This is a genomic window from Sphingomonas lacusdianchii, assembly GCF_022664395.1.
GTDB classification, from domain to species: Bacteria; Pseudomonadota; Alphaproteobacteria; order Sphingomonadales; family Sphingomonadaceae; genus Sphingomonas; species Sphingomonas lacusdianchii.
Genome location: NZ_JAKRET010000003.1, coordinates 208,787 through 231,937 on the forward strand (window position 1 = coordinate 208,787; position 23,151 = coordinate 231,937).

20 protein-coding genes are annotated in these 23,151 nt (G+C 67.2%); 15 read left to right on the top strand and 5 right to left on the bottom strand.

What is annotated here, in order from left to right; all coding sequences use genetic code 11:
* Positions 1 to 60: 60 nt before the first annotated feature.
* Entirely contained in the window at positions 61 to 849 is a 789-nt protein-coding gene (locus MF607_RS05945) for an arginyltransferase (protein ID WP_242116649.1), read from the top strand.
* Positions 846 to 1,259, top strand: coding sequence for a hypothetical protein (locus MF607_RS05950; RefSeq protein ID WP_242116650.1), 414 nt, complete (start codon positions 846 to 848; stop codon positions 1,257 to 1,259). Before MF607_RS05945 ends, MF607_RS05950 begins: the two co-directional genes overlap by 4 nt.
* A 204-nt stretch (positions 1,260 to 1,463) precedes the next feature.
* Here MF607_RS05950 and ykgO read toward each other — a convergent pair whose 3' ends face one another.
* Positions 1,464 to 1,589, bottom strand: a complete 126-nt coding sequence (ykgO, locus tag MF607_RS05955) for a type B 50S ribosomal protein L36 (protein WP_055755695.1) — start codon at positions 1,587 to 1,589, stop codon at positions 1,464 to 1,466.
* A gap of 190 nt (positions 1,590 to 1,779) precedes the next feature.
* Between ykgO and MF607_RS05960 the strand changes: the two genes are divergently transcribed.
* The 6 genes from MF607_RS05960 (at position 1,780) to MF607_RS05985 (ending at position 6,948) form a co-directional block, all read left to right on the top strand.
* On the top strand, positions 1,780 to 2,394 hold the full coding sequence (locus MF607_RS05960) for a DUF4136 domain-containing protein (protein ID WP_242116651.1): 615 nt from the start codon (positions 1,780 to 1,782) through the stop codon (positions 2,392 to 2,394).
* A complete protein-coding gene (locus MF607_RS05965; protein ID WP_242116652.1) occupies positions 2,391 to 3,503 on the top strand; it encodes a M14 family metallopeptidase in 1,113 nt (370 codons plus the stop codon). The genes MF607_RS05960 and MF607_RS05965 overlap by 4 nt, the downstream gene beginning before the upstream one ends.
* A complete protein-coding gene (locus MF607_RS05970; RefSeq protein WP_242116653.1) occupies positions 3,500 to 3,955 on the top strand; it encodes a GNAT family N-acetyltransferase in 456 nt (151 codons plus the stop codon). Before MF607_RS05965 ends, MF607_RS05970 begins: the two co-directional genes overlap by 4 nt.
* Positions 3,956 to 3,991: 36 nt before the next feature.
* Positions 3,992 to 4,678 carry a 2,3-diphosphoglycerate-dependent phosphoglycerate mutase gene (gene gpmA / locus MF607_RS05975; RefSeq protein ID WP_242116654.1) on the top strand — a complete coding sequence of 229 codons (687 nt, stop codon included), beginning with the start codon at positions 3,992 to 3,994 and terminating at the stop codon, positions 4,676 to 4,678.
* A gap of 729 nt (positions 4,679 to 5,407) precedes the next feature.
* Positions 5,408 to 5,893, top strand: coding sequence for a 5-(carboxyamino)imidazole ribonucleotide mutase (gene purE / locus MF607_RS05980; RefSeq protein WP_242116655.1), 486 nt, complete (start codon positions 5,408 to 5,410; stop codon positions 5,891 to 5,893).
* Positions 5,890 to 6,948, top strand: a complete 1,059-nt coding sequence (locus MF607_RS05985) for a 5-(carboxyamino)imidazole ribonucleotide synthase (RefSeq protein WP_242116656.1) — start codon at positions 5,890 to 5,892, stop codon at positions 6,946 to 6,948. Before purE ends, MF607_RS05985 begins: the two co-directional genes overlap by 4 nt.
* Positions 6,949 to 7,057: 109 nt before the next feature.
* On the opposite strand, the gene MF607_RS05990 is transcribed toward MF607_RS05985, so the two are convergent.
* Entirely contained in the window at positions 7,058 to 9,115 is a 2,058-nt protein-coding gene (locus tag MF607_RS05990; RefSeq protein ID WP_242116657.1) for a S9 family peptidase, read from the bottom strand.
* An 85-nt stretch (positions 9,116 to 9,200) separates the two neighbouring features.
* Here MF607_RS05990 and MF607_RS05995 point away from each other — a divergent pair, with 85 nt between their 5' ends.
* Positions 9,201 to 11,003 (top strand): aminopeptidase P family protein, encoded by a 1,803-nt coding sequence (locus MF607_RS05995; protein ID WP_242116658.1) that lies wholly within the window; start codon positions 9,201 to 9,203, stop codon positions 11,001 to 11,003.
* Here the strand turns inward: MF607_RS05995 and putA are convergent.
* On the bottom strand, positions 10,989 to 14,084 hold the full coding sequence (gene putA / locus MF607_RS06000; protein WP_242116659.1) for a bifunctional proline dehydrogenase/L-glutamate gamma-semialdehyde dehydrogenase PutA: 3,096 nt from the start codon (positions 14,082 to 14,084) through the stop codon (positions 10,989 to 10,991). The two genes, MF607_RS05995 and putA, sit on opposite strands and share 15 nt — an antisense overlap.
* A gap of 353 nt (positions 14,085 to 14,437) precedes the next feature.
* Between putA and MF607_RS06005 the strand changes: the two genes are divergently transcribed.
* Together MF607_RS06005 and MF607_RS06010 are read left to right on the top strand one after the other, a co-directional pair.
* Positions 14,438 to 14,890, top strand: coding sequence for an Lrp/AsnC ligand binding domain-containing protein (locus tag MF607_RS06005; RefSeq protein WP_277925748.1), 453 nt, complete (start codon positions 14,438 to 14,440; stop codon positions 14,888 to 14,890).
* A 138-nt stretch (positions 14,891 to 15,028) separates the two neighbouring features.
* Positions 15,029 to 15,559: an alpha/beta hydrolase gene (locus MF607_RS06010; protein ID WP_242116661.1), complete on the top strand. Its 531-nt coding sequence runs from the start codon at positions 15,029 to 15,031 to the stop codon at positions 15,557 to 15,559.
* A gap of 406 nt (positions 15,560 to 15,965) precedes the next feature.
* On the opposite strand, the gene MF607_RS06015 is transcribed toward MF607_RS06010, so the two are convergent.
* Complete coding sequence (locus MF607_RS06015) at positions 15,966 to 16,421, bottom strand: Lrp/AsnC family transcriptional regulator (protein ID WP_242116662.1); 456 nt, start codon at positions 16,419 to 16,421, stop codon at positions 15,966 to 15,968.
* Positions 16,422 to 16,543: 122 nt separating this feature from the next.
* Here MF607_RS06015 and alr point away from each other — a divergent pair, with 122 nt between their 5' ends.
* Positions 16,544 to 17,653 (top strand): alanine racemase, encoded by a 1,110-nt coding sequence (gene alr / locus MF607_RS06020; RefSeq protein WP_242116663.1) that lies wholly within the window; start codon positions 16,544 to 16,546, stop codon positions 17,651 to 17,653.
* Positions 17,641 to 18,891: a D-amino acid dehydrogenase gene (locus MF607_RS06025; RefSeq protein ID WP_242116664.1), complete on the top strand. Its 1,251-nt coding sequence runs from the start codon at positions 17,641 to 17,643 to the stop codon at positions 18,889 to 18,891. Before alr ends, MF607_RS06025 begins: the two co-directional genes overlap by 13 nt.
* Before the next feature lie 131 nt (positions 18,892 to 19,022).
* On the opposite strand, the gene MF607_RS06030 is transcribed toward MF607_RS06025, so the two are convergent.
* Entirely contained in the window at positions 19,023 to 20,993 is a 1,971-nt protein-coding gene (locus MF607_RS06030; RefSeq protein WP_242116665.1) for an EAL domain-containing protein, read from the bottom strand.
* Between the two features lie 383 nt (positions 20,994 to 21,376).
* Between MF607_RS06030 and moaA the strand changes: the two genes are divergently transcribed.
* Positions 21,377 to 22,375: a GTP 3',8-cyclase MoaA gene (moaA, locus tag MF607_RS06035; RefSeq protein WP_242116666.1), complete on the top strand. Its 999-nt coding sequence runs from the start codon at positions 21,377 to 21,379 to the stop codon at positions 22,373 to 22,375.
* Complete coding sequence (locus MF607_RS06040) at positions 22,372 to 23,139, top strand: NAD kinase (RefSeq protein ID WP_242116667.1); 768 nt, start codon at positions 22,372 to 22,374, stop codon at positions 23,137 to 23,139. Before moaA ends, MF607_RS06040 begins: the two co-directional genes overlap by 4 nt.
* Positions 23,140 to 23,151: the final 12 nt, after the last annotated feature.

A 23,151-nucleotide genomic window follows, 5' to 3' on the forward strand; every position in this document is an offset into this window, starting at 1 on the left:
GGATAATCGCCATATTTTCGGCGCTATGCCAACCGGCATGACCGATCGAAGGAACCCTGGGTGACCGCGCCGTTTCGTTTCCCCCGCTTCTTCGTAACCTCGCCCGCGCCCTGCCCCTATCTGCCCGGGCGGCAGGAGCGGAAGGTCTTTACGGAGCTCAACGGCCCGCATGCCGACGAACTGAACGATGCGCTCGGGCGAATCGGGTTTCGTCGCAGCCAGTCGGTCGCGTATCGCCCCAGTTGCGTCGGGTGCAACGCGTGCGTCTCGGTCCGGGTCGTCGCCAGCGACTTCACGATGAACGCGACCCAGCGCAAGCTGATGCGCCGGCATGCCGATCTCGACATTCGCGCGTGCAAGCCATGGGCGACCGACGAACAATTCCGCCTGCTCCGCCGCTATCTGAACGCGCGCCATCCCGGCGGCGGCATGACCGCGATGGACGAAACCGACTTTGCCGACATGGTCGAACATTCGCCGGTCACGTCGTGGGTCATCGAATATCGCGAGCCTGCGGTCGACGGCGTTCCCGGCCGGCTGGTCGGCGCGTGCATCACCGACGAACAGGCCGACGGGCTGTCGATGGTCTACAGCTTCTTCGAAACCGATCCGGAGGCGCGCGCGGGGCTCGGCACCTTCATCATCCTCGACCATATCCGCCGTGCGCGCGCGACCGGCCTGCCCTATGTCTATCTCGGCTATTGGGTACAGGGATCGCCGCGCATGACCTACAAGACCAAGTTCCGCCCGCTGGAGATCCTCGGGCCGGCCGGCTGGACGCTGCTCGACGACGCGACGGCGGCCGCAGCGGCGGCGGTCGGAACGGCCGGTACGGCGGTCCCGGCATGATCGCGACGCTGGTCGCGCTGGCCTTCGCTACTCAGGCGGGGAGACTAATGCTCGACCAACGCCGCGTCGACCTGCTGCAATTCGAAGTCCGCCTCCCCCAAACGCTGACCCCGGCCGAGCGGACCCGCGCCGTAGCGATCTTCACCGCCGACACCCGCACGATCCGCGCCTGCCCCGACGCCGCGCGGATCGCCGCGCGCTACAAGCAGGACCGAATTTTCTCCGGCACCCTCACCTCGCGCCCCAACGTTGCTTATGCCGCCCTTCCCGCACCGCTCCGCGCCGAGCTGACGAAGGTGCCGACCGGCCACGCGACCCGTCCGTTCGGATCGGGCAGGGAATTGCGCGTACTGATCGCCTGTTCAGCGCTCAAACTGCCGCGCCGCCCCGCGTCACAAGGGATGATCTGACGTCCGTTCGCTCCAGCGCAACGGGCCCATACACGCAAACGTCGCGCCGCCTGCACAATCGTCAGCGTTCATCGATTCCCGCCTGCGCGGGAATGACGCGACGATCAAACCCCCAACGCGAAAAGGCACCCGATCCACTATCGGATCGGATGCCCTTCCAAATCACAGACCAGCACGGCCCGATCGGGCCGCACCGACCGCGAATCAGCCCTGGCGGGCCTTGAAGCGGCGGTTGGTCTTGTTGATGACGTAGATACGGCCGCGACGGCGGATCACGCGGTTGTCCCGGTGACGATCCTTGAGCGACTTCAGCGAATTGACGATCTTCATGTCACGGCTCTCAAACGGCAAAAGGGCCGCTCGCACGGCCGGAAAAGAGGCGTCCAGCTATCGCCGACCGCGCCTTTCGTCAAGAGCGGAACGGCGTTCGCGATCGAAACACCAGCGCAATGAACCCGAACACCGTCGATGCGCGTTGCCCTATGCAACAATCAGGCGTTTCGTAGACAAGGTGAGTCGCATGAACAAGGCGTTCGGATTCGGGTTGATGGCCGTGGCCGCGGTACTGGCGTCGGGCTGTACCACCACCAGATCGCGCGTCCGCCCGGTCGATGTCACCCGCTTCCACCTCAACCAGCCGGTCGCCCGTGGCAGCTTCTCGCTCGAACCGCTGTCGACCAACGGGTCGATCAGTCCCGAATTCCAGAATTACGCCAATGCCGTAGGGCGCGAGATGGAAAAGCTCGGCTTCGTCCGCGCCGGCACCGCTCCTTCCGATCTGATCGTCGCGGTCGGCTTCACCCGCGCCACCCGTGGTTTCGTCGAGAAGCGCCCGCCGGTCTCGATCGGCCTCGGCGCTGGCGGCGGCGGCGGTGGTTGGCGCGGTGGCGGCGTGGGTCTCGGCGGCGGGGTCGGCTTCGGCATCGGCGGTGGCCAGCGCGAAGTGATCGGAACCGAGATGATGGTCCAGATTCGGCGCCGCAGCGACGGCACCACCATCTGGGAAGCGCGCGCGATTACCGACTCGCTCGAAAACACTCCAGGCGCGCAACCGGTATTTCAGGCGGATCGTCTGGCCAACGCCATGTTCCGCAACTTCCCAGGCGAGTCGGGAATCACTACGACGGTGAAATGAGCATCATCGTCAACGCCGCGTTCGACAGCGGCAATATCCGTGTGGTCGCCATTCAGGGCGACGTGATCGACCTCGAGATCGTCGCCGACCACCTGTCCGACTTCTACCAATGGTTCCACTTCCGCGTCGCCGGCGCGCGTGGCCGCACGCTGACCTTCCGCATCGTCAATGCCGCCGGATCGGCCTATGCTTTCGGCTGGCCGGGCTATCGCACCCGGATGAGCACCGACCGCACGGCATGGCGACAGGTCGATACCGACTATGCCGATGGCGTTCTGACCTTCACCGCGACGATCGACAGCGAGTTGGCGTGGTTCGCCTATTTTGCGCCTTACACGCTTGAACGGCATGACGATCTGATCGCTCGCATCGCCGCGCAGCCCGGCGTCACGCACCGCGAACTCGGCCAGAGCCTCGACGGTCGCGCCATCGACTATCTGACGCTGGGCAATGGCCCGCTTCAAGTCTGGGCCTATGCCCGGCAGCATCCCGGCGAATCGATGTGCGAATGGTTCATGGAGGGGCTGCTCGAACGGCTGACCGACCCGTCCGATATGGTCGCCGCCGATTTGCGGGAGCGCATGACCTTCCACTGCGTCCCGAACATGAACCCCGACGGGTCCTATCGCGGCCATCTGCGCACCAATGCTGCCGGCGTGAACCTCAACCGCGAATGGCATGCCCCGACGCTGGAACGCAGCCCCGAAGTGCTGTGCGTACGCGACCGCATGGACGAAACCGGCGTCGACATCGCCATCGACGTCCATGGCGACGAAGCGATCCCCGCCAATTTCATCGCCGGGTACGAAGGCATCCCCAACTGGACCGACGAACACGGCGCCCGCTTCACCAGCTTCGGCGCGGCATGGGCGGCGGCAACGCCCGAATTCCAGACGAAGCTCGGCTATCCCATTTCGGCGGCGGGTCAGGCTAACCTCTCGATGTCGACCAACCAGCTTGCCAACCGGTTCGGCGCGCTCTGCATGACGCTGGAAATGCCGTTCAAGGATCACGACCCCAATCCCGATCCCGAATATGGCTGGTCGCCCGAACGGTCGAAGCGGCTGGCGCATAGCTGGCTGGAGGTACTGGCGGATTTTAGCCGGTGATCGTTCGCAACGGCGGGCTCGACCATCCGGCGACGGCGGCACTGCTGACGGCGCATCTTGCCGACATGCACGCATCGTCGCCGCCGGACAGCGTCTATGCGCTCGACCTTTCCGGTCTTGCGACGCCCGACATCGCTTTCTTCACCGCATGGGATAGCGACACGCTGCTCGGCTGCGGAGCGTTACGCACGCTGGGAACAGGCGATGGGGAGATCAAATCGATGCGGACCGATCCGGCCGCACGGGGGCGCGGCGTGGCACAGGCGATCCTTGACCACATCATTGCTTTCGCCCGCGCCGCCGGCATCACCCGGCTCCTGCTCGAAACCGGAACCGGTCCGATGTTCGACGCCGCGCACCGTCTATATGCCCGCAACGGCTTCGTTCCCTGCCCGCCGTTCGGCGACTATGTCGCGACCGACTTCAACCGGTTCCTCTCCCGCCCGCTTTGAGCTAGGCGCACGCACAACCAAAGCAACGGAGGTTTCATGCCCACGCTCGTCCTGATCCGCCACGGCCAGTCGGCCTGGAACCTCGAAAACCGCTTCACCGGCTGGTGGGACGTCAACCTGACCGAAAAGGGCGAGGGCGAGGCCAAGGCGGCGGGCGAGCTGCTCGCCGAAAAGGGGCATGATTTCGACCTCTGCTTCACCAGCTATCAGACGCGCGCGATCAAGACGCTGAACCTCGCGCTGGAGGCGATGGGCCGGCTGTGGTTGCCGGTCGAAAAGGACTGGCGCCTGAACGAGCGGCATTATGGCGGCCTGACCGGCCTCGACAAGGCGGAGACGGCGGCCAAGCATGGCGACGAACAGGTCAAGATCTGGCGCCGCAGCTTCGACGTGCCGCCGCCCCTGCCCGAAGCCGACAGCCCGTGGGACCTGTCGGCCGACCGCCGCTATGCCGGGATCGCCATTCCCCAGACCGAAAGCCTGAAGGATACGATCGACCGCGTCCTCCCCTATTGGGAAAGCCGCATCGCGCCCGAACTGAAGGCCGGCAAGCGCGTCCTGATCTCTGCCCATGGCAACTCGCTGCGCGCTTTGGTCAAGCATCTCTCGGGCATTCCCGATGACGAAATCACCGGCCTCGAAATCCCGACCGGCCAGCCGATCGTGTACGAACTGGCCGACGACCTGACGCCGACCGATCGCTATTATCTCAGCGAGCGGTAAACTACTATGAACTAAGGCCCTTCGTTCGTGCTGAGCTTGTCGAAGACCCGTATCGAAGCACTTGGTAACCGGTCCTTCGATACGCCGCTTCGACAAGCTCAGCGGCTACTCAGGACGAACGGAAGCGATGCGGGCATTCTGTTGCCACCGGTATATTTCTCCCCCAGTTCGGTTCGAGCAGCTTCGAGCGAAGTCGAGAAGAGGGACAGGTGAACCATGCCCCGCATGGTTCAGGATCGTCCGGGGGACAATCCGACCTGCCCCTCGTCGAGAACGCCCCGTTTGGGGCACCCCCTTCTCGACTTCGGTTCTCGACAAACTCGAACCTGCGCTCGAAGCAAACGGGGGAATGACGCAGACGGGGGGGAATGGGTCAGCATGCGAGTTGTGGCGTAGGAGGCCGGACACAAACCCCTTTCCTACACGCCCCACCCCCGCCAAACTCCCCACCGGCCCCGCACCCGGCCCGCGCTCTTCGACATTGCCGCCCCGCCCGTCACGCAAACCGCGCACAAGTGTGAACTTCGGCCTCGCCCGCGCCGACGCGACAAAGCGCCACTAGTGTGAACTTCGTGAACTTTGACCGGGAACACGTCACCGCGCAAACAACGCACGAGTGTGAACTTTGTGAACTTTGCCCACTGAATATGCCCGTACGGCATCCTTGCGCTTGCCCTGTTTCGACCCCTTCCCTAAGCAGCGCCCTCCCCCACGCGGTACGGGCAGACAATGAACGACGCACCATTGGTCGGCATCATCATGGGCAGCACTTCCGATTGGGAGACGATGCGCCACGCCGCCGAAACCCTGACCAAACTCGGCATACCCCATGAAACGAAGGTCGTGTCGGCGCACCGTACCCCCGCCCGTCTGGTCGACTATGCCACCGATGCGGTGGCACGTGGCCTGAAGGTCGTGATCGCCGGCGCCGGCGGTGCCGCCCATCTGCCCGGCATGGTCGCGTCGATGACCCGCCTCCCCGTGCTGGGCGTGCCCGTCGAATCGCATGCGCTGAAGGGCATGGATAGCCTGCTGTCGATCGTGCAGATGCCCGGCGGCGTGCCGGTCGGCACGCTGGCGATCGGCAAGGCGGGGGCGATCAACGCCGGCCTGCTCGCCGCCTCGATCCTCGCGACGCATGACGATGCGCTGGCCGACCGGCTCGATGCATGGCGCACCGCGCAGACCGACGGCGTGGCGGTCGACCCGCAATGAGCCCGCTGCCTCCCGGATCGACGATCGGCATCATCGGATCGGGCCAGCTCGGCCGGATGATCGGCGTGGCCGCCGCGCAGCTCGGCTACCGCATCCATGTCTACGCGCCCGACAGCGGCCCGGCCAACGACATCGCCTTCGCGCATAGCCGCGGCGACTATGACGATGTCGACGCCCTGCGCGCCTTCGCGCGGCAGGTCGATGTCGTGACCTATGAGTTCGAGAATATCGCCGCCGCCCCGATCGAGGCACTGGGCGACAAGGTCCGCCCCTCCGCCCGCTCGCTCGCCGTCGCGCAGGACCGGGTCCGCGAAAAGCGCTTCGTCGAGGCACTGGGCGGGCGCCCGGCGCGCTGGGCCGAAGTCCCCGACCGCGCCGCGCTGGACGAGGCGATCCGCAGCGTCGGCTGCCCCGCAGTACTCAAGACCACCCGCTTCGGCTATGATGGCAAGGGGCAGGCACGGCTGATGTCGGCCGACGATGCCAGCGCGGCATGGCTGGCGATCGGCGGCGGCCCCGCGATCCTCGAGGCGTTCGTCGATTTCGACCAGGAGTTCTCGGTCGTCCTCGCTCGCGGCATCGACGGCACGGTCGCGCTCTATCCGCCGCCGGCCAATGTCCACAAGGACGGCATCCTCGACACCTCGACCGTCCCCGCGCCGTCGATCGAACCATGGCGTGCCGAGGCGGAAGCACTGGCGACCAGGGTCGCCGACGCGCTCGGCCATGTCGGCGTGCTGACCCTCGAATTTTTCTGCGGTCGTGATGGCGCGGTGTTCAACGAAATGGCCCCGCGCGTCCATAATTCGGGCCACTGGACGATCGAGGGTGCCGAGACGTCGCAGTTCGAAAACCATGTCCGCGCCGTGCTCGGCCTGCCGCTTGGGGGCACCGGCCTCATCGCCGAACGGGTCGAGATGACCAACCTGATCGGCGACGACGTCGATGCGTGGCAGGCGCTGCTGACCGAACCCGGCGCGCACCTCCACCTCTACGGCAAGAACGAAGCCCGCCCCGGCCGCAAGATGGGTCATGTGACCAGAGTAATGCGCTAAAGACTCCTCCCCGCTCCGCGGGGAGGGGGACCGCCGCGCAGCGCCGGTGGAGGGGGATTGCCTCGCAGCGCAGCGCTGGTGGATACCCCCCTCCCCATACCGGAGAGGATTACCCCTCCACCCCCAATTGCCACAGCACGAACGCCATCTCCTCGGCCGCCTCGCGCAAACTCTCCCACCGCCCCGACTTGCCGCCATGGCCCGCACCCATATTGGTCTTGAGCAGCAGCACATTGTCGTCGGTCTTGGTCGCACGCAGCCGCGCCGCCCACTTGGCCGGCTCCCAATAGGTCACCCGCGGATCGTTAAGCCCGCCCGAAATGAACACCGGCGGATAGGCTTGCGCGGTCACATTGTCGTACGGGCTGTACGACCGGATCAGTTCGAACGCCGCCTTGTCCTCGATCGGATTGCCCCATTCGGGCCATTCGCCCGGCGTCAACGGCAGGCTGTCGTCGAGCATGGTGTTCAGCACGTCGACGAACGGGACGCTCGCCACCACCGCGCCCCATAGCTCGGGATCGGAGTTCATCACCGCTCCCATCAGCTCGCCGCCCGCCGATCCACCGGCGATGGCGATCTTGCCCTTGTCCGTAAAGCCCAGCTCGATCAGCCCCTTCGCCACATCTACGAAGTCGTTGAACGTATTGGTCCGCTTCTCCAACTTGCCGTCGAGATACCATTGCTGACCCAGATCATCGCCGCCCCGAATATGCGCGATGGCAAACGCCATGCCGCGGTCGAGGAACGACATGCGGCTGGTCGAGAAGCCGGGCGGGATCGCATAGCCGTACGCGCCATAGCTATAGAGATACAGCTTGCCCGTCCCGTCGCGCGGAAAGTCCTTGGGATAGACCACCGAACACGGGATCGCCGTTCCGTCGCGCGCGGTGATGTGCAGCCGCTCGGTCGCGTACTTTTCCGGATCATAGCCCGACGGGATCGTCTGCACCTTGCGCACGGTCAACTCGCCGCTCGCCACGTCATAGTCGTAGACGGTGCCCGGCGTGACCATCGATTCATAGCCGAGCCGCAGCGTGTCGACATCATATTCGGGATTGTCGCCCAGCCCGACGACGAAGCTCGCCTCCGGAAACGCGATCGGCCGCGCCGGGCCGCCGGCATAATCGTGCAGCCGGATCTGATCGAGCCCGTCCAGACGCCCCTCGACCACGAACAGCTTCGCGAAGGTCGTCACTCCGGTCATGTAGAAATGCGGGTCGGCCGCGATCAGCTCCTGCCAATCGCCGGGCCGCTCCAGCGGCGCGGTCGCAAGGCGGAAGTTCGGATGCGTGTCGTTGGTGTGGATGAACAACGTACCGTCATGCTCTTCCACGTCGTACTCGACATGTTCCTCGCGCGCCCGCACCAGGATCGGTTCGGCGGTCGGATCGTCCGCCGGGACCAGTCGCACCTCGCTGGTGACGTGGTCGCCCGCCGAAATGACGAGGAACCGCCGCGACTGGGTCTCGCCGACCGACACCCGCCAGCCTTCGTCGGCCTCATGGTATAGCTCGATATCCTGCTCGATCGGCGTGCCGATGCGATGCAGCCGGGCATTGTCGGTCCGCCACTGCTCGTTGGCCAAACCGTAGAGAAAGCCGCTCGAATCTGCCGTCCACACCAGCTCGGACAGCGTCCCCGGAATGACATCCGCCAGCATCTCGCCGGTCGTCAGGTCCTTGACCCGCGCCTCGAACCGCTCGCCGCCGTCATCGTCGATCGCATAGGCGAGCAGCCGTCCGTCGGGACTGACCGACAGCGCGCCCAGCCGGAAATATTCCTTGCCCTCGGCCAGCGCCGGTTCGTCGAGGATCAGTTCGTCCGCCCCGCCCGCGATGGGCTTGCGCCACCAGCGGCGATACTCGCCGCCAGTCTCGAAATCCGACCAGTACCACCAGTCGCCGTCACGCTGCGGTACCGTCGCATCGTCTTCCTTGATCCGCGCCCGCATCTCTGTGAACAGCGTGTCGATAAGCGGCTGATGCGGCTTCATCACCGCGTCGAAATAGTCGTTCTCGGCCTTCAGATAGGCGAGCACCGCTTCATCCTCGACCTTCGGATACTTCGGGTCGCGCAGCCATGCCCATGGATCGTCGACGACGATGCCATGGCGGTCAAAAGTGTGGGTACGTTGTTCGGCGATCGGAGGAATGGGCTTGGTCATAGGACGCCCATGTGGGGCGAGCCGAAGCGGAAGTCGAGTTCACTTGTGCTTTTGCCGCGCGGTCGTGGCTGGTAACGACGCCGCCATGACCAACTACCACGAACGCCTCTCCGCGCTCCGCGCCCATCTCGCCACGCTGGACCTCAGCGGGTTCGTCGTACCGCTGACCGACGAACATATGAGCGAATATGTCGGCGACTATGCCCAGCGGCTGGCCTGGCTGACCGGGTTCAAGGGGTCGGCGGGCAGCGCGGTGGTGTTGCGCGACACGGCGGCAATGTTCACCGACGGCCGCTACACGCTGCAGGTCCGCGAACAGGTCGACGGCGCCGACTGGCAGTTTGTGCAGGTCCCCGCGACGACGATGACCGACTGGCTACGCGGCGCAGTGCAGGCCGGCGACCGGATCGGCTATGACCCATGGCTGGCGACGGTCGACTGGGTCGCGTCCACCGGCGCGGCGCTGGCCGATGCCGGTGCCGAACTGGTCGCGGTCGATAACAACCCGATCGATGCGCTGTGGCTCGACCGCCCCGCCCCCTCGCCCGCGCCGCTGTGCGTGCAGGACGATGCGCTGACCGGTCGCACCTCCGCCGAAAAGCGCGCGGCGATCGGCGAATGGCTGGGCGAGCGGCGGGCGGACGCGGTGATCCTGTCGGCGCTCGATTCGATCGCGTGGACCTTCAACGTGCGCGGCACCGACGTCGCGCATACCCCGGTCGCGCTCAGCTATGCGATCGTCCATGCCGACGGTACCGCCGAGTTGTTCGCAGCACCGGGCAAGGTCGGCGACGATGTCGTCCGCCATCTCGGCAACGCGGTGACCGTGCGGCCGATGGACGTGTTCAAGGACACGCTCGGCCGATTCGCAGGCAAGCGCGTCGCCGCCGATCCCGACCGCGCAGTCGCCGCGATCCACAACACGCTGCGACAGGGCGGCGCGACGATCATCGCCGAACGCGACCCAACCGTGCTGGCCAAGGCGATCAAGAACCCCGTCGAGATCGCCGGCCACGCCGCCGCACAGGCTCGCGACGGTGCAGCGATGGTCCGCTTCCTTAAATGGTTCGAGGAAACCGCGCCGTCGGGCACGCTGACCGAATTGTCGGCATCCGACCGTCTCGCGGCGATCCGGGCCGAAACCGGACTGCTCCGCGACCTGTCGTTCGATACGATCAGCGCGACCGGGGCGCATGCCGCGAGTCCGCATTACAAGGCGACCGTGGAGAGCAATGCCGCGATCCTGCCGGGCCAGCTCTATCTGATCGATTCGGGTGGCCAATATGCCGATGGCACCACCGACATCACCCGCGTCATGCCGGTCGGCGCCGTGTCCGACGAGATGCGCGACCGCTTCACCCGCGTGCTCAAGGGGCATATCGCCATCGACACTTCCATCTTTCCCGACGGGACGCTGGGCGGCCATATCGACGGTTTTGCGCGGCGGCCGCTCTGGGAAGTCGGCCTCGATTACGCGCATGGCACCGGTCACGGCATCGGCAGCTTTCTGTCGGTGCATGAAGGACCGCAACGGATCGGCGCGCCCAATTATCCGGGCGGCGGGCCGATGGAGCCGCTGCGTGCGGGCATGATGCTGTCGAACGAGCCGGGCTATTACAAGGCCGGCGAATACGGGATCCGCATCGAGAACCTGCTGCTGGTCGTCGAGCGCGATTTGCCCGGCGGCGACCTGCCGATGCTGGGGTTCGAGACGCTGACCTTCGTACCGATCGAGCGGACGCTGATCGTCCCGGCGCTGCTCACCGATAGCGAACGGGCGTGGGTCGATGCCTATCACGCCCGCGTCGCCGACTTGCTGACGCCGCTGCTCGATATGGAGACAGCGGCGTGGGTCGCGGCAAAGTGCGCGCCGTTACAGGTTGAGTAGTGCTGGGTCGCCCCCCTTCGCCATGATGTTGATCGAGGTCGAGCGTTCGGCGGCATAGCGGAGCAGCGCGTCGGGTCCGCCCGCCTTGGGACCGGTGCCCGACAGCCCCTCGCCGCCGAAGGGCTGGACGCCGACGACCGCGCCGATGATCGAGCGGTTGACGTACACGTTGCCGGCCGGAACCAGCGCCGCAACCTCCTCGGCAAAGCGGTCGATGCGGCTGTGGATGCCGAGCGTCAGGCCATAGCCGCGCGCCGCCAGCCTGCCCGCGACATCGGGCAAGTCGGCGGGGTCGTAGCGATAGACGTGCAGGACCGGACCGAACACCTCGCGTTCGAGGAAGTCGGGGCTCGGCACTTCGGCGATGACCGGCGCGAAATAGGTACCGCGCTGTTCCCAGCCGCGGGCGTCCGCACGGAACAGGATTTTCGCTTCGCGTTCAAGCCGTTCGACATGGGCGTTCAACGCAGTCCGCGCATCGGCGTCGATCACCGGGCCGATATCGGTCGCGGCATCGGACGGGTCACCGATCACCATGCAGCCGCCAGCACCGACCAGGGTCTCTATCACCGCATCGGCGGTATCCTTCGGCAGATAGAGCAGTCGCAACGCCGAGCAGCGCTGCCCCGCCGAGCCGAAGGCGGACAGAAGGACGTCGTCGACGACCTGTTCGCGCAGCGCACTGGTGTCGACGAACAGACCGTTCAGGCCGCCGGTTTCGGCGATGAACGGCAGGATCGGGCCGTTGCGGTTGGCGAGGGTACGGTTGATCGCCCAGGCGGTGTCGGTGCCGCCGGTAAAGGCGACACCGGCGATCGACGGGTGGGCGACCAGCGCCGCGCCGACGTCGCTACCCTCGCCGGGGAGCAGTGCGAGCAGGTCGGGATCGAGGCCGGCGGCGTGGAACAGGCGGACGGCTTCGTACGCGATCAGAGGGGTTTGCTCGGCGGGCTTGGCGAGGACGGCGTTGCCGGCGGCGAGGGCTGCGGCGACCTGTCCGGTGAAGATCGCGAGCGGGAAATTCCACGGGGAGATGCAGACGAACACGCCGCGGCCATGGAGTTCGATCTGGTTCACCTCCCCCACGGGACCCGGCAGCACGGTCGGACCGGCGAAGCGGGTTTCGGCCAAGAGTGCGTAATAGCGGCAGAAATCGATCGCCTCGCGGACTTCGGCGACGGCGTCGTTCAGCGTCTTGCCCGCTTCGGCGGACAGGATGGCGATGAACCTGTCCATCTGGGCGTCGAGGGCGTCCGCCATGGCACGCAGGACCTTGCCGCGACCGACCCCGCCAAGGGCATTCCAGCGGGGTTGGGCGGTGCGGGCGAGGGTTGCCGCATTGTCGATTTCGCTGCGGGTAGCGGGGCTTACCGAGCCGATGGTGCGGCTGTGATCGACGGGGCTGACCATCGGTGCCGCACCGGCCCCTGGGGTCGATTTTCCGCCGATCAGGGGGGTGGCGTGGATGTTGGCGAAGGTGTCACGTACCGATGCCGCCCGGGCGCGGACGGAGGCGATGGAATAGTCGCGGCCAAGGGGGTTGGCGCGGCCGGGATAGATGTCGGATGGGGACGGGAGGCGCGGATGTTGACGCGGGGTTGCCGCGACGGCCGCCACCGGGTCGGCGACCAGTTGGGCGGCGGGCACTTCCTCGTCGAGCAGCGCGTTGACGAAGCTGCTGTTCGCGCCGTTTTCGAGCAGGCGGCGGACCAGATAGGGGAGCAGCTCCTCATGCCCGCCAACCGGGGCATAGGCCCGCAAGATCAGCTTGTTATCGCCACTTCCTGACGCGGCGCGATACAGCCCCTCGCCCATGCCGTGCAGACGCTGATGCTCGATCGTCACCCCGGCGCGCGCCGCCATGTGGCGCACCGCCATCAGGCTGTGCGCATTATGCGTCGCGAACTGCGGGTAGAGGGCGGGCGCGGCGGCAATCAACTTATGCGCACAGACCAGATAGGACAGGTCGGTCGCTGCCTTCGACGTGAACACCGGATAGCCGGGATGCCCGGCGATCTGGGCGCGCTTGACCTCGCTGTCCCAATAGGCGCCCTTCACCAGCCGCACCATGATCCGCCGCCCGGTATCGCGCGCCAGCCGCTCCAGCCCGTCGATGACGCCGCGCGCGCGCTTGCCATAGGCCTGCACGACGACGCCGAGGCCGGTCCAGTCGCCCAGTTCCGCCTCGCGCGCCAGCCGGTCGATCAGCTTCAGCGACAATGCCAGCCGATCGGCCTCCTCGGCATCGATGGCGAGGTTGAGATTATGGCGCGCGCCGATCAGCGCGAGCCGCTTCATGCGCGGATAGAGGTCGGCGAAGACATCGTCCTCGCGCACCGCTTCGTAGCGCGGGCAGAGCGCGGACAGCTTGACCGAGACGCCATGCCCTTGTTCGGGCGTGCTGCCCGGCGCGCGGGCGTTGCCGACCGCATCGATCGCGGCGGCATAGATATGTTCGTAGCGATCGGCATCGGCGGGGGTCCGTGCCCCCTCCCCCAGCATGTCGAACGAGCAGAGATAACCTTCCTTGGCGGCGCGCTTCAGCGCGGCTTCGATGGTGGCACCCAGCACGAACTGGTCGCCCATGATGCCGACGGCCGCCGCCAGCGCGCGGCGGATGACCGGTTCGCCGAGCCGCCCGGCCAGCCGCCGGATCGTTTCGCCAATCCCCGCCGGGCCTTCGTCGCCGACCAGCTTGCCGGTCAGCGTCAGGCCGATGGTCGAGGCGTTGACGAACAGGCTGGACGATTGGCCGAGATGCGCCGCCCAATCGGCGGTGCCGACCTTTTCAGCGATCAGCCGGTCGCGGGTCGCAGCGTCGGGAGTGCGCAGCAAGGCTTCGGCAAGGCACATCAGCGCCAGCCCCTCCTGCGTGCCGAGCGAGAATTGCTGGAGAAAGCCTTCGACCACGCCGGGTTTGGCGGCGGCGGCGCGGGTGCGTTCGACCAGCTTCGCAGCCTTGTCGACAATCTCGCTGCGGTCGGACTGGGTAAGCGGCACCTGTGCCAGCAATTGCGGCAGCAGGACGCTTTCGTCGGTGAACTTGTCGGCGTCCAGGGCATCCCAGTCGATCGCGGGCATTCGTCTCTCCGTATGGCGGTTCCTCGGTATATCGCGAGTTGCGGCGAAGGTGTTTCGTATGATGGGCCATTACGGCGACGATCTGGCTTGGAATGCGAGGAAGGACCGGATAATATTCGCACGCTCGCTTCCTCGGGCTTGATCGAGACCGCTGCGAACGCCCGCTTCCCCGTATGCCCGCGCAGGCGGGGATGCAGAGCCACGCTCGCAAAGCTTGGTTTTGCCTGGCCCTGGACCCCGCCTGCGCGGGGGTACGGAAGGTTTTCAGGATAGGCGGAAGACTTTCGCAACGGTCTCGACTTGATCCGGGGTGACGGATGGGGAGCAGGCGGCTCCCGACAATGGGGAACAGGATGGACCAGACCGATCGCAAGTTGCTCCGCGTGCTGCAGGCGGACGGGCGCATCACCAATCAGGCGCTGGCCAGCCAGTGCGGCATCTCGCCCGCCGCCTGTTTCGAACGGGTCCGGCGGTTGCGGGAGGGCGGGGTCATTCGCGGCTATGCGGCGCTGCTCGACCCGGCAAAGCTCGACCGGTCGCTGCTGGTCTTTATCGAAGTACTGCTCGACCGCACCACCGACGACGTATTCACCGCATTCGGCCACCATGTCCGCGATTTGCCGGAAGTGCTGGAATGTCACATGGTTGCGGGGGGTTTCGATTATCTGTTGAAAGTCCGCATGGCCGATATGGACGCGTATCGCGCCTTTCTGGGCCGGACGCTGACGACCGTGCCAGGCGTGCGCGAGACCCGGACCTATGCGGTGCTCGAGGAGGTGAAGTCGACGACGGCGCTGCCATTGTGATCGACCGGTCTTCGCGGGCGGTGGCAAGGCGGTTCGCGGCGGCGAAGCGCCGCTTCGTCGTCCTTCGAATTTTGTGCGGTTGCACCGATTCGGCGCTGTGTTAGCTTTCTTTCGAGATCCTGAACGGGAGTCGAAACCATGGTCGCCACCGCCGCTGTCCGCTGTTCGGTCCTCGCCCTGTCCGACGGACCGCCGCCGCCCGCGCTGGGCGAGGCGATCGAGCGGTTGCGGGCGACGCTGCTGCCGCTCGGACGACAGACCGATGCCGACCGCAATTTGCTGGGCGCGCGGATCGACCGTTTCGTCGGCGAAGCGGATCGGCAGGTGATCCTGCTGGCGCATGGTGCCGGATGCCGCGCGGCGGCATGGTGGGCGCGGCTGTCGCCAACCCATTATGTGCAGCGGGTGGCAGGCGCGATCCTGGTCGCCCCGACGACGGATGTCGGCACGGACCGGTTTGCGTCGCCGGCGACGTTGCTGCCGTTCCGGTCGGTGACGGTCGACCGGTCGGGAGAGATCGAGGCGCTGGCGCGCGAATGGGGCAGCGAGTTGCTGGCACCCGAGAATGCAGTGCGCGGAGGCGGCCTGCTCGGCCTGATCGAGCGGTTGAGCGGCGCGGTGGTTGCGCATGACGTGCGGACGGCGGAGAAACTGGCGCGGTTGCGGTAGGGGGTCTCTTACCTTTCCTCCTCCCGTTCGATTCACGCGCAGGTTCGAGCCTGTCGGGAACCGTAGTCGAGAAGGGGTTCCCCAAACGGGGCGTTCTCGACGAGGGGCAGGTCGGATTGTCCCCCGGACAATCCTGAACCATGCGGGGCATGGCCACCTGTCCTGCTTCCCGACAAGCTTAAAGCTGCTCGAACCGAACGGGTTGGGGTCGAAGGGTTGGTAAGCCCTCCGTTCGTGCTGAGTAGGGGCTGAGCCTGTCGAAGACCCGTATCGAAGCACCCGCCACCAAGGGTCCTTCGATACACCACTTCGACAGGCTCCAATGGCTACTCAGGACGAACTGGATGCGCGCACGAACGGGGCGTGCACGAACGGTCCGCGCACACGGACGGCTTTAGCCTAACCCCTAGCCCCGCCGCCTTGGCATCAGCGCATTGCGCATCGCGAAGCTCGAATTGATCCGCGTCACCCCCGGCAGGCGCGACAATATATCGGTGTGCAGCGCCTCGTACGCCGCCGCCGACTCCACCGCGACGCGCAGCCAGTAATCGGACTGGCCGGTCATCAGCCAGCATTCCTGAATTTCGGCGTGGCGGCGCACCGCGGCTTCGAAACGAGACAGATATTCCTCGGTCTGGCGCTCGAGCGTCACCTGCACGATGACGGTCGCCCCATGGTCGTGCGGGTCGGCGCGGGTGACGACGGTGTAGCCGCGAATGACGCCTGCATCCTCGAGCAGGCGGATGCGGCGCAGGCAGGCCGAGGGCGACAAACCGACCTCCGCCGCCAGCGCGTTGTTGGTGCGGCGCGCGTCGAGCCGGAGGAGGTTGAGCAATTTGCGGTCGATCGCATCGAGATTCATGCAATGTTGCTTTCATGCCGCACGATGTTGCGCAAACGGGCGATTATTAACGATCCTGCAACACAAACGCATAAACTGCACGCGATTCGACGCTAGGATCGGTACCGGAGACGACATCGCCCATGACGCTGACCATCGACCTGAATGCGCTGGCCACCAATTACCGGATCGTGGCGCGGACCGTCGCGCCGGCACGCGTCGCAGGGGTGGTGAAGGCCGATGGCTATGGGCTGGGCGCGGCGCTGGTCGCAGGCACGCTCTATGGTGCGGGCTGCCGCGATTTCTTCGTCGCGCTGACCGGCGAGGCGAGCGCGCTTCGCCCGTCGCTGCCGGTCGATACGCGGCTGTTCGTGCTGAACGGGATCGCCCCCGGCGAGGAAGCGGCGCTGATCGCGGCGGACGCGGTGCCGGTGCTCAACTGCCCGGCGGATATTGCGCGCTGGGCGGCGGCGGCGCGGATCGTCGGGCAACGGCTGCCGGCGGCGGTGCAGGTCGATAGCGGCATGTCGCGGCTGGGGCTTTCGCCGGGCGAGGTCGCGGCGCTGGCGGCGGACGGTGCGCCGCTTGCCGATCTCGATATCGTGCTGGTAATGAGCCATCTGGCGTGCGGCGACGAACCCGATGCGGCGGCGAATGCGGCGCAGCGGGCACGGTTCGAGCAATTGGCGGCGATGTTGCCACCCGCCCCCCGGTCGCTCGCCAATTCGGGCGGCGCGTTCCTTTCGGGTGCGTTTCACGGCGATCTGGTGCGGCCGGGGATCGCGCTGTACGGCGCCGCGCCGCAAATGGGGCGCGACAATCCGATGCGGCCGGTGGTGTCGCTCGACGCCCGCATCGTGCAGTGGCGCGACGTGCCGGCCGGGACGGGCGTCGGCTATGGGTTGACCTCGGTCGCGGCGCAGGACCGGCGGATCGCGACGCTGTCCTATGGCTATGCCGATGGCTGGCCACGGTCGCTGAGCAACCGGGGCGCAGCCTATGTCGGTGGCCACCGCGCGCCGATCGCCGGGCGGGTGTCGATGGACAGCATCTGCATCGACGTGACCGACGTACCGGGCGACGTGCTGGCGGCGGCGGGCCATGCCGAGCTGATCGGACCGCACCAGACGATCGACCAAGTCGCCGAGGACGCCGGCACGATCGCCTATGAATTATTGACCGGGCTGCGCCATCGCCATGCGCGCCGGATCATCGGGGTAGGGCAAGAGGGGGTGCCGTCATGCGGGTCGTAATTCTCGGCGCGGGGGTGATCGGGGTCACCTCGGCATGGTATCTGGCACAGGCAGGCCATGAGGTCGTAGTGATCGACCGGCAGGTGGGACCGGCACTCGAAACCAGCTTCGCCAATGCCGGCGAGATTTCGCCGGGCTATGCCTCGCCCTGGGCGGCGCCGGGCATTCCGGCGAAGGCGGTGAAGTGGCTGTTCATGGAGCATGCGCCGCTGATCCTGCGCCCGCAATTCGACCTGGCGATGCTGCGCTGGCTGGTGGCGATGCTCGGCAACTGCAACGCGCGCGACTATGCGGTGAACAAGGCGCGGATGGTGCGGCTGGCCGAATATAGCCGCGACAAGCTGATCGAGCTGCGTGGCGCCACCGGTATCGCCTATGACGAGCGGTCGCAGGGGACGCTGCAACTGTTCCGCGAGGAAAAGCAGCTGGCGGGCATTGACAAGGATATCGCGGTGCTCAAGGCGGACGGTGTCGCCTATGAAGTGCTCGACCGTGCCGGATGTATCGCCGCCGAACCGGGGCTGGCCGGCAGCAACCAGCCGCTCGCCGGGGGGCTGCGCCTGCCGGGGGACGAGACGGGCGACTGCTTCAAATTCACCAATGCGCTGGCGCAGATGGCGGCGGATGCCGGGGTCGAGTTCCGCATGGGGACGACGATCCGGCGGCTGGTGCGCGACGGTGACCGGATCACCGGGGTCGAGACCGATGCCGGGCCGGTGACGGGTGACGCCTATCTGGTGGCGATGGGCAGCTTTTCGCCGCAACTGGTGGCGCCATTGGGGCTGCGGGTGCCGGTCTATCCGGTGAAGGGCTATTCGATCACCGTGCCGATCGTCGACGAATCCCGTGCGCCGGTGTCGACGCTGCTCGACGAAAGCTACAAGGTCGCGATCACCCGGCTGGGCGACCGCATCCGCGTGGGCGGGATGGCGGAGATTTCGGGGTTCAACAACGACCTGCCCGAAGCGCGGCGCGCGACGCTCGAATATTCGCTGGGCAGCCTGTTCCCCGGCGCGGGCGATACGTCGCGGGCGAGTTTCTGGAGCGGCCTCAGGCCGATGACGCCCGACAGCACGCCGGTGGTCGGGCCGACCAGATATGGCAACCTGTTCCTCAACACCGGCCACGGGACGCTCGGGTGGACGATGGCGTGCGGGTCGGCGGCGGTGATTGCCGACCTGATGTCGGGCAGGCACGCCGCGATCGAGACGGCGGACCTGTCGATCGCGCGTTACTAGAGTCTGATCCACCTGCGTGGAAGCGGCACCGGCCCACTCCCCCACCCGACCACCCAATCAGGATACGCTGTGGGTGGTCGGGTGGGGGAGTGGGCCGGTGCCGCCCTGATCCGGCTCCGCCGGACCAGACCCTAAGCCAGCAGTTTCTCCAGCGCCGGGACGGTCAGCGGCCCGGCGCACAGGAACCCCTGATAGAGCTGGCAGCCTTCGGTCGCGAGCGCGTCGCGCTGTTCGACCGTCTCGACCCCCTCGGCGATGATCGTCAGGTCGAGCGAGCGCGCCATGTCGATCACGCCGCGCACCACCACCCGGTCGCGGTGCGTGCCCACGATATCCTGCGTCATCCGCCGGTCGAGCTTCAGATAATCGAGCGGCAACGCCTTGAGATAGGCGAGGCTGGAATAGCCGGTGCCGAAATCGTCGATCGCGACGCGGCATCCCGCCGCCCGCAGCGTCGCCAGCAGCCCCGCCGCCTCGCCCAGATCGGCGATCAGCCCGCTTTCGGTGATCTCGACCGTCAGCCGGTCGCGCGGGAAGCCGCCGGCATCGGCCCGCGCCAGCAGCGTATCGGCGAAATCGGCATGGGCGATATCCTCCGCGGTGACGTTGATCGACAGCCGCAGGTGGGACAGCGGCGCAGACCAGCCGGCGGCGATCCGCAGCGCGCGCTGCTGGACATGCCCCGACAGCGCCTCCACCAGTCCGGCCCGGGCGGCGGCGGCGAAAAGCAGTTCGGCGCCGAGTTCGCCGCGATCGGGATGGTCCCAGCGCGCCAGCGCCTCGACCCCGACGATCGCGCCGGACAGCAGATGGACCTGCGGCTGGAAGCGGATCGCGATCTCGCCGCGGTCGATCGCGCGGTGGATTTCGGTCGCCAGCGTTTCAACGTCGTCGAGGGGACGGCGGGCCTGCGCCGCGCCGGCCGTACTGCCGGGCAGGCCGCTGCCGACCCGGTGCAGCAACGCGCCCCCATCCTCCCCCACCCGCGCGACGCCGAATGCCTGTTGCAGGGTCAGCGTCACCATCACGCTGCCGGCGACGAACGGACGCGCCAGCGCCTGTGCCAGCGCGGTGTCGAGCCCGGCATCGGCTCCGTGCGGCAACAGCACCGCGAAGTCGGCCCCGCCCAGCCGGGCCAGCGCCGCCCGCGCCACCCCGGCATCGCGCACGGCACGCTCGATCCGCCGCTCGACCGCGCGCAGCAGCGTATCGCCCGCGCCGCGCCCCTGTTGCCGGTTGACCGCATCGATCCCGGCAACGGTGAGCATCCGTACGCCCGGCCGTTCGCCGGCAAGGATGCGGCGGTCGAGCCATGCCCGCGCGCCGGTCAGGTCGCGCACCGATCCCAACGCCTCGCGCACCGCCGCACCGATATCGCCGATCCGGGCCAGCGGTTCGACCAGCGCATGCAGCCGGTGGGTGTGCGGATCGCGAGCGACATGCTGCACTACCCGCCCGACCCCCGGCAGGTCGTGGGCGAAGGCGGTGGCGGGCAGCGTATCGCGCAGCCGACGGATCGCGGTCAGCGCCGTGCGCCGCCCCGCCTGCCCGATCGTCCGCAGCGCCGCGCGCGACGAGCCGAGTTCGGGCAGGCCGGTCGCTTCCGCCAATGCCGGGGTCAGTTGCAGCGTGCCGCGTTCGCCGTCGTGCCGCCAGCCAAGCGCGGCCCCGCCCCCGACATGCGGATCGTGCCAGCCACCACCCATGCGCACGACATGGCGTTCGGCCGAGCGCACCGCCTGCAGCAGCACGTCCGCCGCGATCGGGCTGACGAGGAAATGGGTCGCACCGGCATCGTGCAGTTCGCCCAGCCGGGCGCTGTCGTTGCGCGACAGCAGCACCAGCAGCGCATCGCCATGCCCCGCGATCTGCGCCAGTTCGGCGGTGGCGGCGATCCCCTCCTCCACCGCGCCGCGCGCGTCGATGATGGTGATCGCGGCGCCACTGGCAACGACCCGCTGGCGCAGTCCCTCCGCCCGGCGGGCGGCGACGACATGCCAGCCGCCGCGCGACAGGATCGCCGCCAGTTCGTCGCGCTGCCGGAACGACAACAGGAACAGCGCGCGCTGTCGTGCCGCATCCTCGCCGTGCCAACCGGTCATGCCCCCCGTCATGGCGCGATTGTAGGTCCGGGCGGGAACGGCGGCAATGGACAGCTTGTATGGTTCGGTGGCGGACGCTGTGGGGAGAGGGTTGTGCAGACTTGGTCTTTGCGTAGCAAAGGCTTAGTCGGAGCTGGGTGAAGCGCTCGCGCAAGCGAGCGCGCGAGCCTTTGGCTCGCTCGCCCCCTCTCACAAGCGCGCTAGCCGGCGAGCTGGCAAGCTCCGCTAGCCCTCTCCCCTGCCCAGGGGAGAGGGCAGAATGGCGACCCCTGAAGTAGGTCCGCCCTTAGCCCCGCGACATTCGCACCGACATGCGCGCATCGGCGACCGAAGGAGCGACCGCGCCTTGTCCTCCTCCGCATCCGCTCCTAACTTGGGCGACAATGTCCTGCGCCCCCAACCTGATCGACGCGCATGGCCGCACCATTCGCTACCTGCGGATCTCCGTCACCGATCGCTGCGACCTGCGCTGTCGATATTGCATGGCGGAGGCGATGACCTTCCTGCCGCGCGCCAAGGTGCTGAGCCTTGAGGAAATCGCACTGATCGCCGAACGCTTCGTGGCGCGCGGGATCGACAAGATTCGCCTGTCGGGCGGCGAGCCGCTGGTGCGGCGCGGCGTCACCGAATTGTGCCAGCGGCTGGGGCGGATGGTCGGAAACGGCCTCGACGAACTGACCATGACCACCAACGCCACGCGGCTGCGCGATCATGCGCCGGCGCTGGCCGATGCCGGTATCCGGCGGATCAACGTCAGCCTCGACAGCCTCGACTCCGATACCTTCCGCTATGTGACGCGCCACGGCGATGTCGCGCAGGTGATCGACGGCATCGCCGCCGCGCGCGAGGCGGGCATCGCGGTGAAGATCAACATGGTGGTGCTGAAAGGGCTGAACGAGGATCAGGTCGGCGACGTGCTCGACTGGTGCGGGCGCGAGGGGCATGACCTGTCGCTGATCGAGACGATGCCGCTGGGCGCGATCGACGAGGACCGCACCGATCGTTTCGTGCCGCTGACGCGGGTGTTCGACACGCTGTCGCAGCGTTTTACCCTGACCCGCGACACGCATCGCACCGGTGGGCCGGCGCGCTATTGGCAGGTTGGCGAACATGGCAACCGGCTGGGGCTGATTTCGCCGCTGACGGCCAATTTCTGTGCCGGGTGCAACCGCATCCGGCTGACGACCGAGGGCAAGCTGTATTTGTGCCTTGGCCATGACGACCATGTCGATCTGAAGGATGCACTGCGCACCGGCGGGCTGGCGGCGGTCGATGCGGCGCTCGACGCGGCGCTGCCACGCAAGCCTGCCGCGCATGACTTCCGGATCGAGGCGGGCGCCGCGCCGGCCGTTGCCCGCCATATGAGCGTCACCGGCGGATGACGCGTCTTGCCCTGCTCGCATCGCCGACGGCGCAGGCGCGTGCCGCCGAGGAGACGCTGCGCGCCCGCTACGAATTCCGCGGGGTCGAGGATGCCGACCTGATCGTCGCGCTCGGCGGGGACGGCTTCCTGTTGCAGGTGCTGCACATGCTGCTGGAGCGGCGGCGGACGGTGCCGGTGTTCGGCATGAACCTCGGCACGGTCGGGTTCCTGATGAACGAATGGCGGATGGACGAGCTAGAGCGGCGATTGGGCCGGGCCAAGCCGTTCCGCGTATCGCCGCTGACCATGACCGCGACGACGATGGACGGCGAGGTCCGCGTGCTGCCGGCGATTAACGAAGTCTCGCTGCTGCGCGAGACGCGGCAGACCGCGAAGCTCGAAGTATCGGTCAACGACCGGGTGGTGATGCCCGAACTGGTGTGCGACGGCATCCTCGCCGCGACGCCCGCCGGATCGACCGCCTACAATCTGTCCGCCAACGGCCCGATCCTGCCCATGGGGTCGGCGATGCTGGCGCTGACGCCGATCAGCCCGTTCCGCCCCCGGCGCTGGCGCGGCGCGATCCTGCCCGACAAGGCGCGGATCACGTTGAAGGTGCTGGAGCCAGAAAAGCGCCCGGTATCGGCGGTCGCCGACCAGCGCGAGGTGCGCGACGTGGCGCAGGTCGACGTGGCGATCGACCGGGTGCGCGACCTGACGCTGCTGTTCGATCCCGAACATGCGCTGGACGACCGAATCACGATGGAGCAGTTCGCGGGCTAGACTCCGGTAATT

Coding starts and splice junctions, on each gene's coding strand:
- MF607_RS05950 (WP_242116650.1), top strand. CDS start 846: ATGATCGCGACGCTGGTCGCGCTGGCCTTCGCTACTCAGGCGGGGAGA.
- ykgO (WP_055755695.1), bottom strand. CDS start 1,589: ATGAAGATCGTCAATTCGCTGAAGTCGCTCAAGGATCGTCACCGGGAC.
- MF607_RS05960 (WP_242116651.1), top strand. CDS start 1,780: ATGAACAAGGCGTTCGGATTCGGGTTGATGGCCGTGGCCGCGGTACTG.
- MF607_RS05965 (WP_242116652.1), top strand. CDS start 2,391: ATGAGCATCATCGTCAACGCCGCGTTCGACAGCGGCAATATCCGTGTG.
- gpmA (WP_242116654.1), top strand. CDS start 3,992: ATGCCCACGCTCGTCCTGATCCGCCACGGCCAGTCGGCCTGGAACCTC.
- purE (WP_242116655.1), top strand. CDS start 5,408: ATGAACGACGCACCATTGGTCGGCATCATCATGGGCAGCACTTCCGAT.
- MF607_RS05985 (WP_242116656.1), top strand. CDS start 5,890: ATGAGCCCGCTGCCTCCCGGATCGACGATCGGCATCATCGGATCGGGC.
- MF607_RS05990 (WP_242116657.1), bottom strand. CDS start 9,115: ATGACCAAGCCCATTCCTCCGATCGCCGAACAACGTACCCACACTTTT.
- MF607_RS05995 (WP_242116658.1), top strand. CDS start 9,201: ATGACCAACTACCACGAACGCCTCTCCGCGCTCCGCGCCCATCTCGCC.
- putA (WP_242116659.1), bottom strand. CDS start 14,084: ATGCCCGCGATCGACTGGGATGCCCTGGACGCCGACAAGTTCACCGAC.
- MF607_RS06005 (WP_277925748.1), top strand. CDS start 14,438: ATGGACCAGACCGATCGCAAGTTGCTCCGCGTGCTGCAGGCGGACGGG.
- MF607_RS06010 (WP_242116661.1), top strand. CDS start 15,029: ATGGTCGCCACCGCCGCTGTCCGCTGTTCGGTCCTCGCCCTGTCCGAC.
- MF607_RS06015 (WP_242116662.1), bottom strand. CDS start 16,421: ATGAATCTCGATGCGATCGACCGCAAATTGCTCAACCTCCTCCGGCTC.
- alr (WP_242116663.1), top strand. CDS start 16,544: ATGACGCTGACCATCGACCTGAATGCGCTGGCCACCAATTACCGGATC.
- MF607_RS06025 (WP_242116664.1), top strand. CDS start 17,641: ATGCGGGTCGTAATTCTCGGCGCGGGGGTGATCGGGGTCACCTCGGCA.
- MF607_RS06030 (WP_242116665.1), bottom strand. CDS start 20,993: ATGACCGGTTGGCACGGCGAGGATGCGGCACGACAGCGCGCGCTGTTC.
- moaA (WP_242116666.1), top strand. CDS start 21,377: ATGTCCTGCGCCCCCAACCTGATCGACGCGCATGGCCGCACCATTCGC.
- MF607_RS06040 (WP_242116667.1), top strand. CDS start 22,372: ATGACGCGTCTTGCCCTGCTCGCATCGCCGACGGCGCAGGCGCGTGCC.